5 protein-coding genes are annotated in these 19,741 nt (G+C 44.4%); all 5 read right to left on the bottom strand.

Features of this window, described 5'->3' with window-relative positions; genetic code table 11:
* Positions 1 to 153: 153 nt before the first annotated feature.
* Positions 154 to 1,110: a tyrosine-type recombinase/integrase gene (locus HP567_RS11900; RefSeq protein ID WP_173608524.1), complete on the bottom strand. Its 957-nt coding sequence runs from the start codon at positions 1,108 to 1,110 to the stop codon at positions 154 to 156.
* Between the two features lie 170 nt (positions 1,111 to 1,280).
* A complete protein-coding gene (locus tag HP567_RS11895; RefSeq protein ID WP_173608525.1) occupies positions 1,281 to 1,586 on the bottom strand; it encodes a barstar family protein in 306 nt (101 codons plus the stop codon).
* A gap of 17 nt (positions 1,587 to 1,603) precedes the next feature.
* Positions 1,604 to 6,916: an RHS repeat-associated core domain-containing protein gene (locus HP567_RS11890; protein WP_229087997.1), complete on the bottom strand. Its 5,313-nt coding sequence runs from the start codon at positions 6,914 to 6,916 to the stop codon at positions 1,604 to 1,606.
* 187 nt (positions 6,917 to 7,103) lie between these two features.
* Positions 7,104 to 8,090 (bottom strand): RCC1 domain-containing protein, encoded by a 987-nt coding sequence (locus HP567_RS11885; RefSeq protein ID WP_229087995.1) that lies wholly within the window; start codon positions 8,088 to 8,090, stop codon positions 7,104 to 7,106.
* A 15-nt stretch (positions 8,091 to 8,105) separates the two neighbouring features.
* Positions 8,106 to 19,400 (bottom strand): Ig-like domain-containing protein, encoded by an 11,295-nt coding sequence (locus HP567_RS11880; RefSeq protein ID WP_229087994.1) that lies wholly within the window; start codon positions 19,398 to 19,400, stop codon positions 8,106 to 8,108.
* Positions 19,401 to 19,741 lie beyond the last annotated feature (341 nt).

Genomic DNA, 19,741 nt, shown 5'->3' with positions numbered 1-19,741 from the left:
TCCTTTTTACTATAAATTTTAATATATTGGATATGATTTGGACTGTTATAACAAAAGATAGCAACTCATGTGTTTGATCACCTCCCTTATCAATTTACAATAAATTTTTAGTTTTATCTTGTTTTCCCAGAGGAATTACATCCTCTAGGTGCGTTACTCGTACAATGCAGCAATCATGTCTGGATTTATCAAGTCTTTTAATCCCCACCACATATACTCTAGCTTGTTGCCATTCATTACTTTGCTTACGCTGAACCGTTCACATATCTCATAATACTGCTCTTTTCCGAGTTCACCATCACGTTCTAACAGTTGTTTTCCCATCCAGATCATCCCGCTGCGTTGAATCGTTTTCACTCGTAGATTGTCCAAACCAAAGTATTCTTCTAATGCATGTAATCTCCCATAAATCAGATGAGGACTGACTTGTTCCATATGAACATTTCTTGTCTTGGCTGGTCTGATTACATAGCCTGTTTCAATTAATTCACTTGTTTCTTTGAGATGATCTCGTCTCATCTCCCCATTCCCTTTGAGATAATCCTTTTGCTTGATTGCGCCATTTATTAATTTCAGACACTGCTCGGATATTGGAATTTCTCTTGTTTCTTCTTTATCGTTAATCAATATCAATGTTCGTTTCTCATCATTGACTTGATCACGTTTTAGATTGCGTAGTTCACTTACCTCTCTTCCACCCGCACCTTCGAATAGCAGGGAGAGAATCACAGAATCCTGATCGTTATTACATTGGTCAATGATTGCATCGATTTCTTGCTTCGTAATAAATTGTTGGTGGGTGTTACCTACCATGTTCTTAAACCATTCTTTTGAAACGAACTCCAGTGGATTGATGTCCTCTCTAAGCCCCTCTGCCCTTGCCCAATTCAAGTAAGCAGAAATCGTTCTCCCAGCCGTATTAAGAGAGTCTCCTGTAGAAGCATGGAAGCTGTGCAGGGCAGTTTCAATCTCATCCAGTGTAAAGTGGAGCAAATCCTTATCCTTTTCCACTTCGAACTTCATTGTCAGGTTGAACACTCTAGAATAAGCTTTTTGGGTATTTTCTTTATATCCTTGAAGAAAGGCTGTTTTTGTTTCGGGGTTAAACATGGTTACACACCTTTCTTTGAAACACGTGTACTATAAATTTACAGTTTGACTTCCTTGAATTTATATTACTATAAATTTTCACCTTAAAGCAAGAATAGAGTTTTTGCTTTTTTCATGAATAAATTAAAGAAGCCCCATACGAGTTTTGGTTACTCGCTTGGGGCTAATCATTATTTATAGTCTACTTCCACAAATGTGGATGGGTACTTATTATTTTTTTTCTCAATTAACTTTTCTAAAAACTCTGCATCCTTAGGTAGGTTTCTTACTAAATCATCCCATCCTATAAAAACTAGTTTTTCTGGTAACATAACTAGTCCAGTAATAGCATCCCAAAAAGCATCCCAATTTTTACCGTAAAAATCAGGAAACCCCAATTTCTCCTTCAATACATTCTGTAACTCGAAAGGATCTTTGACTTCCGACACATCAATAACAACCATTGCAACACGTACTTCATCATCAAATTCGTTCATAAAGACACTCCTTTATTTTATGTCATATTTCCATTATCAAAATAATTCCCAATGTAATAAAAGTTATCATAATGGTCTATAGTAATCCACATTTGACCATCATTTGAGTATACCAATCTAGTACCGGGCTGCTTATTTCTACCCATTGTATTTACAAGTCCTACATCTGCCTCATACCACACCCTTCCATTTATCATTGGTAATGTACCTTTATTGTTCTCAAATATGTCTCCACCTATTTGTGCATTAGGGATATGCTTTACCCAACTTCCAACTGCTTTACCTTCTGCCCATCCATATGCCCGAGCTTGGTCTTTAGTAAAATAGTTTGACGGTAGTTTACCAGTACTTCTTAAACTCTCAATTAATGGGTTAGCATCCTGCCATGTCTTTAAAACCTCTTTGTATTTTGTTAATTGGGCTGCACTCTTCGCATTCCTGAATGATTTTGAGACTTTGTCTGGTCCCATAACTGATAGTAATACCGTTCTTTGAGCACCTTGGACAACTGTATCGGAAAACTTTCCACTTGTCGATAATATCGTAAGAGCTTGTGACAAGTCCAAATCTTTGGTGCTTACATAAATATAATGCAGACGTGACTCGTAATCTCCATCACAATTATTCGCGCCTTCACATTGTTTATTACCACTTGGATCGACAAACCGCAGTGGATTATTACTTACATACGTATACCGATTCAACGACAACGGATTATCCACTTGCCCCTTATACGTATCCTCCGAGATAAACCTCCCTATCTTCGGATCATAATACCGGGCACGCAGGTAGTAAAACCCGCTCTCTTTATCAAACATCTCCCCCGCATACATAAACGGGTTGGAAATCGTTTCTTTGACCTTATCCGCAATCAAATTGCCCCAGATGTCGTAGTCGTACGTATTCAGAACATTCCCATTAGGAGCCTTGATTTTGACAACATCACCATGGCTATTGTAATAGTAATTACCTTCAAGATTCGACGCATAGTCTTTTCGCCAGATCAACTGGTTACCAAACACATTCCGCGCCTTGACCCTGCCATCCTGCGTCAGCTCTTCAATCACTTGCCCATCCAAATAGACGTAGTGAGTCGTATCCGTCACGCTGCCAGTCTGTTGCTTCGTCGCCCGCAGTCCACCTGGGTAATACGTGTATGTCGTTGTACCCTTCTCATCCTTGTACTCCTGCAAACGATTAAACAAATCGTGCTTCATTTCATAGGAGCGCAGGATATCTACCGGAGCGTTTGCATACACTTGGCGGTTGCCGCGTTTGTCATAAGCGTATTGCTTGACGTTTCCTTCGACCGATTCTTCCTTGATCCGGGAAAGCTTGTCGTACACAAACAATCCATAATTCGTACCGGATCGCTTTTGGCTGGTGATATTCCCAAACAGATCGTAGCCATTTGTCTCGTTCCAGCCGTCTGCGTGATTCAAGGCTGTTTTTTCACCGAATGAGCTGACCGATTGCTGCATCGCTGTCGGTTGTCCCGGATACGATACAGCATTGGTTTCACCTGTGTTGCTGATATCGTACGTGTATGTGGTCGTTCCCACTCCCGGGATCGCCACCGAATTTAATCGGTTTGCGTTGTCATAGGTGTATCCGACACTTAGAGATGGGGCAGAACCAGATACCGCACTTCTTGCAGGGTATACGAGTGTATCTATCGTATCGTCGTTATCAGAATACAGAAGCTGGTAGTCCTTGCCCATCATCGTTTGACGATTCTTCCGATGGAACCCATCGTAGCCATAGCTGATAGAGTTTCCGGTGTGATTATTTTCACTCAGAAGCAGGCCAGATTGTGGATCATACACGCGGTCTTCATAGAAAGAAGCGCCGGAAGAAACTTTCTTTAATTCATTGAAAGGCGTGTAGTCGTAGTTGAATGTGACACCGTTTTTATCCTTGTAACTCTTCACAAGACCGCTTTTGTCGTAGGTGTACGTCTCCGCTTTTGTCTCTGGATTCTTCTCCGAGAGCTTCCACGACAAACTATTGTAGGTATACTCTGCCGTAGTCGTGCCATTCTCCAATACACTGGTGAGATTGCCTAGCCCATCGTACCCGTATACATTTACGTTATTTTCAGGGTCCTGCAAATACACCAGGTTGTCGTTATGGTCGAAGCGCATACTCCACGCTTGGGAAGTTTTGCCGTCTGAGATTTCTTTATTAGTTACTTTCCCGAATCGATCCGTCTGGTAGTTCGTCACGCGATGATGACTGCCGCTTTGCGTCGTCTCCTCAGTGCTCTCCACTTTTCCATACAAATCACGGTAGGTGGTCGCGATATAGCCATTCGGAGAGAGCGTTTGTTCCGTCAGACGGGGTAAGTATCTTGTTCCATCCGAGTAGGCATTGTTTCGATGTTGCTTGGTGGTTCCTAAAGAATTCGTCGTTTGGTACACAAAGCCGTCCCAGTCATACAGGTACGAGGTGCTTTGCTCCTGCTTCCCGTAAGGAACCGTGCGGCTTATCTCCATGCCATCTGGCGTAAACTCGTTTTCTACCAATGGACGCTTCGCACCTGTCGTGCCCACCTGCTCTTGATAGGCGGTATCTCCATACGGGGTGTAGTAAGTGATCAGCTTCGATTGATCCGGGGCAATTTTCTCCACGATGCCCGGTCCTTCTGAACTCGATCCAGAAGCTTCGCCGTCCCGATACACATACGTTATGGTTCGTTTTGCGCTTTGATTGTGAAAAGTCTCCGATAACGGTCGGCCTAACTCATCGTAATCGTATGTAGCCTTACTTCCATTTGGATAGGTCTGGCTTTTGATTTGGCCTTTGTCATCGATTTCGTAGGAAAAATTCAATACATCCGATTTGCCGCTTTCCAGCTCAACACCTGCGAGTGCGATTTGTGTTGGCTGAACGCCATATTGATCATAGGCGGTAAAGGTCTGCGTCCTTGTCTTTCCTGCGCCAAAGTCTTCCGTAATCGAGTAGAGCTGGTTATTGGTGTACTCATATGTCCGTTCAACCGATTGGCTCTTGTGATTATCGATCAAATTTGCAGGGAACGAGTTGATCTCCGTTTCTTTTCGGAGCAAATATTGATTGTTGTATTCGAATGTCGTATTCGAATAATACGGATCGCCCGAAGCGGAAGTAGATTGAGTTCTGGCTGCCTTCAATACAGAAAAGGTCCGGAAGCCCCATGGATTTACCCCTTCTGCATCATATGTCCATGTACTTACAATCCCATCCGGTGCAATCTGCTTGATCAGTTGTCCGTAATCGTTATATTCCAAATACGTCTCTTGAGCGTAATTGTTGATCTTGGCCGCATACCGTGAGCGATTGGAAAGGTTCGGGTCTTTCAAGTAGGAATTGTAAACATCCAGATCGCTAACTGCCGATGTCGGTTCCAGGAAAACGTATTGATAAGTCGGCTTTGTGTTCCGGCCGGAATAGGCGTAGGTTGTGTACGTAGTTGGATTGTACTCGACCCGATACTTCGCGCCAGATACATTTGTTCCGCCTTTGCTCACGCCTGTTGTCTTCTCGCTCCGCAGCAACGTATTTCCATCTTGATTAACCTTGTAAATGGAATTCTTCGTGTAACGGGAAGCCTCAGATTCGGTGACTTGGATGGTATCCCCATGTCGTTCCGCAAAATTCTTCAATCTGGGCAGTTGTTCCTTTGGTACCTTCCATATCTCGCGGAGGTTGTCGTTATTGGCATAGTTCTTTTCGAGCCTATACGTATTAGTTCCTTTTGGCGTTTTCTGCGTATAGCTGTACGATACTTTATTGACTGGATGATAAGCTACATAGCTTAGTGCATACTTGTCTTGAAAAATCCGTACGAGACCGTCATTGAACGTCGTTTGACCTAGTTGATAGGGGCGATATTCGTAATTGATTTTTAATCCTTGCAGCGGATAGGAAACTTCTTGCATGAGCAAGTAATCGATTTCCTTACGCTTCTTTGTATCCGATTCCCAATACTTTGCTGAATCTTGAAGACTTTGATCAGTAGGGAGCTTATCCAGTGTGTATTCTTTGTTTAAATTGAAATAAGCAATACCCTTGGTAGTAGGATTATGATACGAATAATTTGCTACTGTATAAGAACCGCTTCCACTCCCTGCTGTCGGCAGGACTTCTACTCGGACGAGCTGATGGTAACCGTTCAATGCTAGCTTTCGTTCAAAGTGGTAGCGAATGTGCTTGAGCACAGTAGTCTCAGTTTTATCTTTATAGACAATCAAGTCTTGCGTTGTGTTGTTTTGCTTTCGTTTCAGCACCACATAACGACCGACACTGTCTTCAATGCTGACTGGCTCTCCGTCGCTGTTAACGTTGTATTTGATCGTGTCCCCATAAATATTGGATTTGACGACCGTTCCAGACTTTACATCAAATTCATATCTCAGATTACGGTAATACAACGTGTACTTCTGATTCACTTTGTCAGTGATGAACATGATGTCCTTATACGGATAATTCACAAACTTGTTGAACCGATATTCTAAAGATGTCCCGTCCTCTAAGCTAATGTAATAACGATTCGCCGTTGGACTCTTGTCTATGTTGGTGGAGTAAATTTGCTGGCCTGGATTATAGGGGTCGTCCCTTACTGTAGCTGCCTGCTCCCGCGTGACGATATCCAGTCTTGGCATATTAAAATCCCAACCGGTTGCAAATTTCTCATTGGTTAGGGCTTCATTCTTGTCTAGATCATCGTCCCAGCTTGGTACACTGATTTTACTGCTCAGGGAGTGGTATCTGCGCTTTATATCCAGATCTAGTCCATGCTTTCCTGGCAAGTAGAGATCTTGCTCGACCAGGTTCGCAGCTCGATATACATCATCTACGGCTTGCTCTGTTTTTGAACGAGCAAAGCGAAACTCTTGATCTTTTTCTGTGTAGAGAACTTCTGGAGGAGTTGTATTCACTGCTTGAATGTCGAGCGTTTCTTCCAGACTCTTGAGTTCATTTACTTTCGATTGTACGAGGGGAGTAAGGCGATTTAAGAGGGCCTTATTTTCCTGACTGAGATTATCGAATTGAGAAATGAGCTGGTCACTGGTAAAAGCTTTGACTTCTGCTTGTTCTTCAGTTGAAAGCAGCTGCAATAGATCCGGATAAAAATAGGCAGCGTATTTTAGTAAGGATCGGTCGAATGTTTGGTGGATTTCGATTGCTGTGTTTGCATCCAGCTCGGTCCATGTTAGTGAAGCGATGTCCTCTGCGTTATATGATGCGGGATTTTTTGCTTCTCTTTTTTCTGGTAAAGGGGTGAGAGTTTGCTCTGCGATGGATTGCTGGATTTCATCTATTGTGTCGGTAGGAGTTGATTCTTCCACACTTTGTACGTCGTATGAGTTTGGCACTGACGGTGAATTTGCCAGGATACTCACTGGTGGTATAAGCGTTGCAAATAGGGAAATGCATAGTATAAAGATCAGTGTTGATTTTGTCGACAGGAGTTTCATAGTGCCTCCGAAAGAAATGTTGTCCCCCTTGGTTAGAAGGGGGATTTACTTGTAATAATTATGGTGTAAATGTGATTTTTACAGGTTTTGGACTGAATGAAGTTGTTCCATTTCCTAGTTGACCTTGAGAGTTATTACCCCAAGCGTATACTGTTCCATCTCTTTTTAAAGCTATACTATGTTTTGCAATAGGCCCACTTGCAACTTCTACAATCTCTGTCAATTCCGATATGTTCACCGGAACAAGTTTATCCGAATAACTGCCATCACCATCACCAATTTGTCCTGCGCTCCCCCACGCATATACTTTGCCATTTACATCAAGAGCCAAGCTATGACTGAATCCTGCTGCAACAGAGACAATATTTGAAAGTCCGTTTGTTTTAGTTGGAGTTGAAGTCCATGTTGTATTGTTAATGCCTAATTGACCACTAGAATTTTCCCCCCAAGCCCATACAGTTCCGTCTTTTTTTAGAGCGAGACTGTGTGCGTTCCCTGCAGAAACACCTTTTATGTCTGTAAGCCCTTCTACTTTGAACGGTTTATTTGTTGTGTTAAACCCCTGCACTCTTCCCCACATCCACACCGTACCATCCTTCTTGAGGGCTAGTCCATGATCTCCTCCAGCAGCAATCTCTTTGACATCTGTAAGACCAACTACTTGTACCGGTGTAGCACTATTTATATTTGTGCCGTTACCTAATGCACCGTGATAATTATATCCCCAACTCCATACTGTACCATCAGTTTTTAAAGCTAAGCTATGGTACACTCCCGCAGCAATACGCGAAATGTCTGTAAGACCTTTTACTTGAACAGGAACATTTTTTTGAACAGTTGTGCCATCTCCCAATTGACCGTAACTATTTTCACCCCATGCCCAAACTGTACCATCACTCTTCAGAATGACAGAGTGATGATAACCCGCTGCACTGCTCACTGCATTACCCGCTGCCAAAGCCGTCTCTTTTGATAGAAAAAGGGCTGCAAGCATCATCAGTAAAATATTTCTTATTAAATTTGACTTCATTAGATTTTTTTTCACTTAAGCTCACTCCATTTAATTGTCATTCGTTAATACTGGGACTGTGCTATTTTGTAGACTATTATTTCCTAGCTGTCCTTTCTCGTTTTGTCCCCACGCCCATACACTTCCTTCTTCCTTCACCATCAACGTATGTGCTCCACCTGCGGACATCCGTTTGGCTTTCACTTCGATCTCCTTGACTTCCACAGGAACCGTGATCGTTTTGTTATAGTAGCTCACTGCGATGTTCGTTGTCCCTACCGATACCGCTGTGATCACTCCTGCGGCATCTACCGATGCAACCGCTGGGTTACTGCTTTCATACGTCGACTGCGTCGTGACACCTTGGGTGCTGTTATTTGCATAGGTCGCCGTGATTTGCAATGACTTGCTTTGGGACGTCGGCAGCAACACCGTACTTGGACTCGCTACCAGTTGCTGAGCAGAGATGACTAGCATACTTTCTATTGGCGTTGTCCGATTCTGTGCCGTTCCATCTCCTAGCTGTCCCTTCTCATTCTGACCCCACGCCCATACACTTCCGTCTTCTTTCACCAACAATGTATGTGCGTTACCTGCGGACAAGCGATTGACTTTGACCTCTGTCTCCTTGACTTCTACAGGGACCGTAATCGTTTTGTTATAGTAGCTCACTGTAATGTTCGTTGTCCCTACCGATACCGCTGTGATCACACCTGCGGCATCTACCGATGCAACCGCTGAGTTACTGCTCTCATACGTCGACTGCGTCGTGACATCTTGGGTACTGTTGTTTACATAAGTCGCCGTGATTTGTAATGGCTTGCTTTGAGATATTGGCAGTAAGACCGTTCCTGGATTCGCTACCAATTGCTGCGCGGAGATGACCAGCATACTTCCTATTGGCGTCATCCGATTTTGTACCGTTCCATCTCCTAGTTGACCCTTCTCATTCTGACCCCACGCCCATACACTTCCGTCTTCTTTCACTATCAATGTATGTGCTCCACCTGCGGACAAGCGATTAATCTTCACTTCCGCCTCTTTTACTTCCACAGGAACTGTGATCGTTTTGTTATAGTAGCTCACTGTGATAGTCGCTGTTCCTACCGATACCGCTGTGATCACACCTGACGCATCTACCGATGCAACCACTGGATTACTGCTCTCATACGTCGACTGCGTCGTGACATCTTGGGTGCTGTTATTTGCATAGGTCGCCGTGATTTGTAATGGTTTGCTTTGAGATGTTGGCAGCAACACTGTACTTGGACTCGCTACCAGTTGCTGCGCCGAAATGACCAGCATACTTTCTACTGGCGTTGTCCGATTCTGTACCGTGCCATCTCCTAGCTGCCCCTTCTCGTTTTGTCCCCACGCCCATACACTTCCGTCTTCTTTCACCATCAACGTATGTGCGTTACCTGCGGACAAGCGATTGACTTTGACCTCTGTCTCCTTGACTTCTACAGGGACCGTAATCGTTTTGTTATAGTAGCTCACTGTGATAGTCGCAGTCCCTACCGATACCGCTGTGACCACACCTGCTGCATCTACTGTTGCAACCGCTGGGTTACTGCTTTCATACGTCGACTGCGTCGTGACATCTTGGGTGCTGTTATTTGCATAGGTCGCCGTGATTTGTAATGGCTTGCTTTGAGATGTTGGCAGCAACACCGTACTTGGACTCGCTACCAGTTGCTGAGCAGAGATGACTAGCATACTTTCTATTGGCGTTGTCCGATTCTGTGCCGTTCCATCTCCTAGCTGTCCCTTCTCGTTTTGTCCCCACGCCCATACACTTCCGTCTTCTTTCACCATCAACGTATGTGCTCCACCTGCGGACAAGCGATTGACTTTGACCTCTGTCTCCTTGACTTCTACAGGGACCGTAATCGTTTTGTTATAGTAGCTCACTGTAATGTTCGTTGTCCCTACCGATACCGCTGTGATCACACCTGTCGCATCTACCGATGCAACCGCTGGGTTACTGCTCTCATACGTCGACTGCGTCGTGACATCTTGGGTACTGGTGTTTACATAAGTCGCCGTGATTTGTAATGGCTTGCTTTGAGATATTGGCAGTAAGACCGTTCCTGGATTCGCTACCAATTGCTGCGCGGAGATGACCAGCATACTTCCTATTGGCGTCATCCGATTCTGTACCGTTCCATCTCCTAGCTGACCCTTCTCATTTTGACCCCACGCCCAAACACTTCCGTCTTCTTTCACCATCAACGTATGTGCTCCACCTGCGGACAAGCTCGCTATCTTACTTTCCACGCTTACTACATGCACCATGGTATTAATCGTTTTTCCTGAATGAGCAATCGTGATCGAGGTACTTCCCACTTTTAAACCTGTTAACAACCCATCGGTAGTAACAGAAGCAATGGCTTGATCTTCTAATGTATACAAAGCTTTATTGGTTACATCCACTTCTGTACCATCCATAAAAACTGCTTTTACAAGCAACTGATTTGTACCATTCTCTAGCATTGTTATCTTTTCTGGTAGAACTTTGATGCTTTGAATTACATTCTCAGCAGTAACAACAACAGGCACAACCACACTTGCTCCCCCAAAGGAAACGGTGATGTTCGTACTACCTGCCTTAACAGCCGTAACCACTCTGTTCGAATCAACAGTTACCACTGTGGCATCTCCTGGCAAGTAGACTGCTTGCCCCGAAACATCCATGTTCTTGCCATCCTTATAGGTCGCTGTTACTTGTAGCTGCTGCGTCTTCCCAACCAACATGTTCAAGCTGACTGGTGTAACAGACAAGCTCTGCACAGGCTCTTGTGTCTCTGTAACCTGAACAGGAACGGTAACTACTTTTCCACCAAAAGATACTGTTACAGTAGATGTTCCGACCGCCACTCCAGTAACAGACCCACTTGCTCCAACACTGGCAATAGCAGGCTGCGAACTCTGATAAGTCGCCTGATTCGTTACAATCGTTTGGCTGTTATCACTGTAGGTCGCCTTCACTTCCAACTGCTGGCTGGCTCCTTTGCCAATGCTCACTGTCGCTGGCGTAACAGCCAAAGACACGAGAGAGATGGCATTTCCTGAAACCGTAACAGGAATGATCGTACTTTGCCCACCGTAGCTTACCGTGACTTGCGTAGCTCCTGGCGAAATTGCTGTTATCAGTCCACCACTATCCACTGATGCAACATTGGCATTACTACTTGAATAAACGGCTTGTCTAGAAATATTTTCTTCGGCCCCGTTTGAATAAGTCGCCGTTACACTAAGCTGTTGAGTACCACCTGCAACCAACGATACTTGCACCGGTGTTCCTTTTATTTCCTGAATGGTAGCCCCTTGAACAGTTATCTGGCTAGATGCACTTTTACCATCATAAGAAACGGTAATCATCGCTGTTCCTGCTTTGATACCCGTTACGACACCCTGGCTGCTCACTTGCGCAACAGATGCATTCGAGGTGTCAAAGCTGGCAACGCTGCTGATATCTTTGCTGTTACCATCTGAGTAATAAGCGGATGCGTACAAGCGTTGGATCTGGCCTTCTGTTATTGTTGATTGTCCTGGTGCAAGACTGATTGATGTCAAATGAACGGATGGTGCATTAACGGTAATGGCAAAAGTCTTCGACTGCCCACCGAAATACAACCTGGCCTTCGTCGTCCCGCCGTTCACCGCATACACAATCCCCTTGTTGATATAGGCAACCGAGGGATCCTCCACGACATATACAGCCTGCGCGCTTACATCCACCTGACTCCCGTTGTCCAACGTTGCCATGACCTTGATTGATTTGGAGTTACCGGGTGATACATCCACCTTCTCCAGATCGAGACTCAAGGCTTTAGCTTTCTGTGGTGTAGATGCGTTTTGCTTTACACTTTTTGTGATATTTCCGTTCTCGTCATGATAGAAAATGACGCTTTCGACTCCGTTTTCTTTGATCGCCTTGATTCGATTGTTTTGATCGTATACATACTCGTAAACCGTTCCCCCAGCCGCTGGAGCAAAAACTGTAAATAGTACATTGACTGGATTACTTTCTGTATTGGTCAGCTTAATCGTATAGGCACCTGCCGCCAAATCATAAATGACCTCCGCTGCACTTGGCTTCTCCCTCGGTGACACTTGAACCCCATTGGAATAGACCGTTACAACAGGATACTTCTGACTTGGATTTTTCAATTGGGTAACCATGCGATACTTTCCAGGAATGGTAACAGTCATGGCGATTTCTACCGTTTGTCCACCTGGAATCGTGATATCGTTTGGCTGATTAAAAACAAAGGCTTCGCCTCCTGGCTTTGCCAAAAGCGTAGCGTAAAACGCACTTTTTCCTACAATCTTCACATAATACGTTTTTCCGGCAGCAAATACTGGATTCACTCTACCATTACTACCTGAGGAGATCTCCTCATGATCCAGCAAGCTCGCCCCTTTATAAACGGATATATTTGCATCTGCCGCTAATCCCGAGTCGTTATTTAACGTGAACTGATAAACTCCGCTCGTTCTCGCTGTGATTTTAAAGTATTTTGCCTGATTGGCAGGAAAATGCATCCGTACCGGGTTATACTCTACCAACAGATTAAAATTACTTTCTGCCGGTTTCGTTTGGACCGTGATCGAGCCGCTGCCATAGCTGCTAGTACCGGATGAATTGTACGCCCAAAGTCTAATTGTATAAACGGTCGCCGGTTGTAGGCCCGTGATGGTATGATTGGACACATTGCCTATCCGCTTAATACCTCCGCCATCTACTTGAATGCCGTAGTCTGTTGCGCCTACGACAGGACTCCAAAATACTTTAAGGGAATTCGTATCTGCCTCTACACTAATATTATTTGGGGCATCTGGTTTCTTCTCGATAGTCAAGCTTCCAGGATAAACCGCTACAAAACCGCCGCGATTGGATACTTCGATGTTCGGATAGGTGCCTTCTCCAAGATCCCTGCCCCTCCAGCTAAGGCTCCACTGACCTGAGCTACCAGTAGTAGTAAATTCCTGCGGATTTTTAAGACGATTCATCCTGCCAGATATGACATCGCCTGCTTGAAGATGGGTATAGACTCCTTCCAGAGTAAAGGTCTCATCAATGTCCATGACCCTCTTTGCCCCAGGGGTGTAAATAACGATCTTCGGGAGAGCATCTACCAATCGGGATGTGTAATTCGTTGGTGTAGTCCATGCACCACGATTATCCTGAGCTTGAACCGTCCAATATACGGTTTGATATAACATTTCTTTTGTGATGGGGAAAAAATATCTGCCGGACGCATTCCCATTTTGGTTCGATTCGGAAATCGGCTCTTGTTTCTCACCCAGCTCGTTTCCGCCTGGAGTCAGTCCCACTCTTAATTTTGTTGATACGATTTTGTCTGAAACATCATTATCTCTAAGCGAATAATTAATTAACCCTGTTCGGCCACTATCCATGATGACAAGCTCTGTATTTACGACGACAGGTGCTTGATTCGTGGCTAATAGATAGAACTCCAATTTAGCGGTACTGCCTTCAAGGATTTTCGGGGCATCGCTCTTCATTATCGCTTTTAGGCGCACATCAATGAGGGCGTTTTTTTGTATATAGCTTGTATCAAATACATAAGAACGGGCTGTACCTGTTAATTTCTCCCGTTTTGTAGAAGTGACATGCCCGCCCTCGCTGATATAAATGATTAATTCTTGCGAGGCTATATAACTTGGATACCCTTTACCGTTGTAGTAGTCCCAATCCAACGTAATCGACTGCCCTTTTGGTATTTCTGCTCGATCTTTCGGATATTTCCAATTCGCAGAAATGGTTATCGGGTCCTTTTCAGCTTGCGCTCTCATATCCAAGCTAATATCGACTTTTTCGACGAGAGATTTACTGGATTTCTGATCGACCGCCCAGACACGAAGTGAGTAGAGATGATCTGGTTTCAAATTGCTGATGGGCAAGTTGTATGAAAATTCATTTGCGCTCTCAGACGCCGTAAAACGAGTCAGTTCATGAGGATCTTCTTCATCTAGCTGATACCAAATATGAACTTGGTCTCCGATGTTCGGATCCATCGCAATGCCTGATATGACGATGACATCCTCTGAATTAACAGTAGTGACAGCCTTCCCTACCACGGGTGAGGTCAAGTAGACTTGGGGAGCAGAATTATCGTTCACCTCAGTCGTTATGTAGGTGATTTCAGGTGTCCATTTTAGAAGATCCCCAATGTTGTTTTCTTTCTGGTTGACTTGAAAAATCAATGCGTCTCCTTCTTCAATCGAAAGCTCCTCCTGAATTTCCACACCAATCTCATCGTTAAAGTCAATCGATTGCCAGCCTGAGGAAGGCCAAATTTGAGCATCATTTTTCAGTAGTCGGACGTTAACTCCGTCTCCCTCTTCCACTTGGATTTTGGAAATCCAACCGCTAACGTGAATTCGTCCTGAACGCGGTGCCTTCCATTTCAGGATAGGATCTGAGCTCCCGACTTTTATCCACGTGTTTCCGATTGCCGTCTCGTTTTGATTACTCTTCCATTCCTCGGCAGCTTTGTCCCATTCCAAGTCCGTGAAGCGATCTCCGCTTACCTCCTGATAGGACCAATTGTTCTGTCCTTGCTGATTAGAAAATTGCAGCCAAAAAGCATACGTGTCATGTATGGGTTCAACAATCGTGATTGTCTTCTCCATACTGGTTTGCTTCCCGTCTTTTTCTGTGACCAGCACCTGTAATTGGTGTTCCCCTACTTGCATCTGGTCAACTTCCAACAGATAGGAGAAGCCTGGTTTTAGATGTGGTGCGTCTGGGTATTTGCGCTTCAGATCTGGTCGTTCAAGCCCATATTTCGCCTCGCCCAGCTTATCTCCATCCATCAAAACCTCGATTTTCTCCACTTCACCAGAAGAAACGAACCATCCCGTCATGTTGTAATTCCTACTGATCAGTTCGTTATCTTGCGGGGTGTCAATGGCGCCCCCTGTTACCAAGACGTCGCCTTTTACAGTGACAGGGTATTGCTTGACTATGCCAGCATAAGACACAGTGAGCACTGTACTTCCTGATGAGAGCCCGGTTAGTAATCCAGTTGCATCTATTTTGGCGATAGATGGATTATCAATCGTGTAGGTTACTTCTCCCGTTACATCCTTGGTACTCTTATCTCGATAAGATGCAACGACCGTGAATGCTACGCTCTTGTCTTTTTCTAAAGTAACTTCGGAATAATTAGCTGTGATTCCCGTAACGGGACCAATGATGATGTTACTTTCCAGCAAGAGACTCTCCGCGCCCGCTTTATCCGTTACTTTTATGGTCAGTTTGTGATTCCCTTCCGCAAACAAGGACGTATCCAGTAGATATTGAAAGCCAGCATTTGCATTCTGGTAGAGTGGATACATGGCTAAAATGTCTGGACGAGGTCCGCCATATACGGCAGTTCCCTGTAATTGTCCATCCACCAAAACCTCGATTTTGGACACACCGCTTGGGTTCAGAATCCATCCCTGTATGGTTGTGGTTCCACCAATAACTGTGCCTTCTTTTGGGATATCCATTTGCCCTTTGGCAACAAGCGAGCCTGCTTCTGATTCTGTGACAACAACTGGAATCATTAATGACTGATTCCCGTAATTCACTTGAATCTTTGTCATTCCAACCTTCAACCCTGTTACGATTCCCAGCGGACTGACATAAACGACATTCGGATCTTCTACTGTATAAACAGCTTCCCCTGTAATGTCCCTTGATTGTTGACCCTCAAAACTGGCGGTAATCTGCAGTTTCTGCATAGCGTCTTTTGCTACGCTAATAGTTGGTTCTGTATTTTGCAGACTGATCGCTGGAGCATTTTTTCCAACTACGAAACTTTTTTCGGGTAGTGGATGCTGCTTTCCTTCGCTATCCGTTGCGATCACAGAAACGGTATGATTACCCGGTTGCAGTTCGTTCAGATCTACGGTATAGCTGTATCCTGCTTGTGTATTTGTATATTCCGGATGAAGCAGGGCAATATCAGGTCGAGCAATGCCTGACTTTGCTTTCCCATGTTCGATCCCGTCAATGACAACCTGATAGTCTGAGATAGCAGAGGGATGTAAAAACCATCCTGAAATCGTATAGGTGCCATTGACAGTAGCACCATTTACAGGCGTTTCTATCTCTCCCAAGGTTTTAAGTGCTTCCGCTTCCGTAACAGTAATAGGAATGCTGATACTTTGATCCCCATATTTTACGGTGAGACTCGTACCTCCTTGGGCTAGAGCCGTGACCAAGCCATCAGTGCTCACCTTTGCGACAGAAGAATTCTCTATGTCGTATAGGGCCAACTTGGTTACATCCTGACTGCTCTGATCCTCCAATACCGCCATGACAGTCATTTGATGTGTTTTTGCTTGAGGAACGGTTAGCTCAGTAACGTTTGCCTTTAATCCTATTGCTGGTAGCAAGGTAACGACTTGAATCGTTCTGTTCCCCAGCATTACCTGATTTCCACCCTTTCCTGTTCCTCTAACAGAAAGAGTATGTGTGCCTTCCCGCAATTTCCCTGTATCGAGATTGTAGTGGAACCCTACGTTTCCATCCGGTTTGGGAGCATCCATAATTTCTATTTCCGGACGAGAAATGCCATAGGTTGCTTCACCACTTACGGCTCCATCGACCAGTACTTCAATCTTTTCAACACCAGTAGAGTCAATAAACCAGCCTGTGACAGGGTAAACACCGCTGATTAATGCATTTTCTGCGGGACTGTCAATGCCTCCCCGAGCCAGAGCCCCTGCTGCTTTGACCCAAACAGGTATCGTAAGCGTTTGTTCCTGGTATTTCACGATGATATTGGTTTGACCGACTTCAATTCCCGTAACGATACCTTTATCTGAAAGGCTAATGATCGCAGGATTCTCAATCGTGTATTGAGCCTCTCTCGTCACATCTTTCGTTTGTTGATTCAGTAAAACAGCAGAAATGGATAATTGCTGTGTATTCCCTTGTATCAAATCTACCTTGCTTATATTTGCCACAATACTTGTTGCCGGTTCAGCACGACCGATGAAAACAGCTCGCTCTGCCAGAACTTGTTCAGCGCCGTCTTTATTGACAGCCGTTACCTTAATCGAGTGCTGCCCTTCCATTAGCTGCGTTGTGTCTAAGGAGTACTCAAATCCGGCTTTAGCATTCTGATATTGTGGATACGAGGATTCAATATCAGGTCGGGTATGCCCATAAGAAGCCTCCCCCACTACTGTTCCATCAAAATGAACCTCTATCTTGGAAACACCTGATGGATCCAGGTACCAACCCTTGATGAGTGTGACGCCTGTCATCATCGAATTACTTGTTGGCGCCTCTAACTCCCAACGCGGTATCAGTGGCTCATCCTTTTTGATCGTAACGGGGATCGTGATTGATTGACCTTCATATCGAATGGTCACAATCGCCGTTCCATACCCCGTTGCTTTTACAAGCCCAGTAGCGTCTACTGCTACGACACTTTCATCTGATGAAGCGTACTCTGCAAGACTTGTAACGTCTTTCAGGGTGTTATCTTCTAAAACAGTAGATACCACCAACTGATGGGAACCTTCATTCGTTAGTTCCAGCTTGGTTACATCGGCATGCAGACCATTCAACGGCTCCACGTCACCAATGTAAAACGTCGTTCCATCAATGACGGTTTGTTGTCCATTCGTATCTTGAACTTCCACCGTAATGCTATGTGTGCCTGCCGTTAAATTCCCAGTATCCAGTTGATAGTGAAATCCAGCACTGCTATTCTGATAAGCTGGATATTTCGCTTCAACATCTGGTCTCGGGTCGCCATAAGATGCCTCTCCCACATTCGTACCATCAATCAGGATACTGATTTTCGATACACCGTCTGGATGGAGATACCATCCTTTAATGGTATACGTACCACTGATTAACTCGCCTTTTTCGGGGGTGTCGAGCCCACCTATTGGTATCAAAGGAGCTCGCTTCGTCACGACTATCGGAATCTCAATCGTCTTGTGACCCAACTCAGCGATCAGTTGCGTATCTCCTATTCCACTTCCTGTGACGAACCCTGAAGGTGTAACCGTAGCAATTTTTTCATCTTTGCTCGAATACGTAACTTCTTTGCTGACATCTCTGGTGTTGCCATCTGTCATGTTCGCAGTAATCTTCAGTTGATAATTTTCACCTTCGGAAAGTCGCAATTCGTTCGGCGTCGATTCCAGTGAGGTAATCTCTGCGGAGTCTTCATCCCCTAGTCCCAGCGCTTTCTCTAGGTTTACAAGCCCTTTTCCGTAAAAACGTGATTCCCCTAAAGGTGTTGCGTTATCGACTAAACTATCACGCACTTCGCGATTGGTGGCTCCACCCTTTTTCGACCAAATAACAGCTGCTGCACCGGTTACGTGAGGAGCTGCTAAAGAAGTGCCTGAACGTTGCTCATAGTCTCCATGGAGAGACGTACTTAGAATATCAACGCCAGGAGCCATCAGGTCTAACCCACTGCCAACACTTGAAAAATCAGCCCGTTGATTGTCCTGATTAATCGCACCGACGGACAATGTCTCAGCATATTTCGCAGGATATAACTGGGTATCCTCACCCATTCCGCGATTTCCTGCTGCTGCAATAACCAGTATTCCTTGTTGATTCGCTCTTTTTATCTGGTCGTGTAACGCTTGACTGTCAATTCTACCACCAGCACTAATGGAAACGATGTTCATGTCATTCTGTATCGCCCATTCAATCCCCTGAATCATGCCGGAATAGGTACCGTGACCTTTTTCATCAAGGACTCTAATGGCATAGATTTCAGCTTCTGGTGCAACACCAACAATCCCAACATCATTATCTTTACCAGCGATAACACCAGCCACCCCAGTTCCATGCCCGTGCTCATCATCAAAATCTGATTTTCCTTCTACATAGGAAATGCCTCCTTTTACTTGGAGGTCTTCATGATTGGATATACCTGTATCAATAATTCCAATTTTGATGTTTTGGCCTTTGTAATTTTTTTCGTGAGCTTGATTTGCCCCTATGTGCTCAATCCCCCACGGAATTTCCTGCTTTTCTGTTCTGTTTGTTTCTGCTAACTCTATTTCACTATCTTCCTCAATATAGGCTACATTCTCGTCCTGAGACATTACCTCCATTTCACTCTCTGTTAATTGAGCAACCATCACTTTCGTGCTAAGTTGCTGGACAGATGATCTTTGAATCGCCCTCACTTTTGTTTTCTTGCTTTCTTTAAAACCAATTAAATACGTTTTACTACTAGCGCTTGCGATAGCGTGCTCTGGGATAAGTTGCAAAAACAATAAAGCTAGCAGTAGGAATACATTGAAACGACTGATTGAGCGGATGAATCTAGGGTTCATTCCTGTAACTCCTTGTCATAATTGTGTTGAGCTTTGGTATCATTCCTTTTTAAAAATATTTCTAGCCAGCCAGTTACTCTTCATCTCCTTCCTAAAAATAAGTGCAGATAAAAAATGTAAATTTTACCTAAACAGCATTTTGAATTATAGTGAATTCCTGATATTGGATCAATAGGAACTTACCAATATGTTTTGACTAACAAATTACTAGTCAGCCAATATTGCTGATTAGCAGAAGGGATTTCCAAGTTAGAGTATGTTTTTTTTGACTTGCAGGTCAGTCTTGCTCTAATGGCCTACTACCTAGAGCAGTTCATGTTCATTAGCAGATAGATTCTGAG

Origin of the sequence: Brevibacillus sp. M2.1A (assembly GCF_013284355.2) — a bacterium.
In the GTDB taxonomy this organism is placed as follows: domain Bacteria; phylum Bacillota; class Bacilli; order Brevibacillales; family Brevibacillaceae; genus Brevibacillus.
The sequence above is the reverse complement of the archived record's forward strand: the minus strand, read 5'-3'. Positions and strand labels throughout refer to the sequence as shown.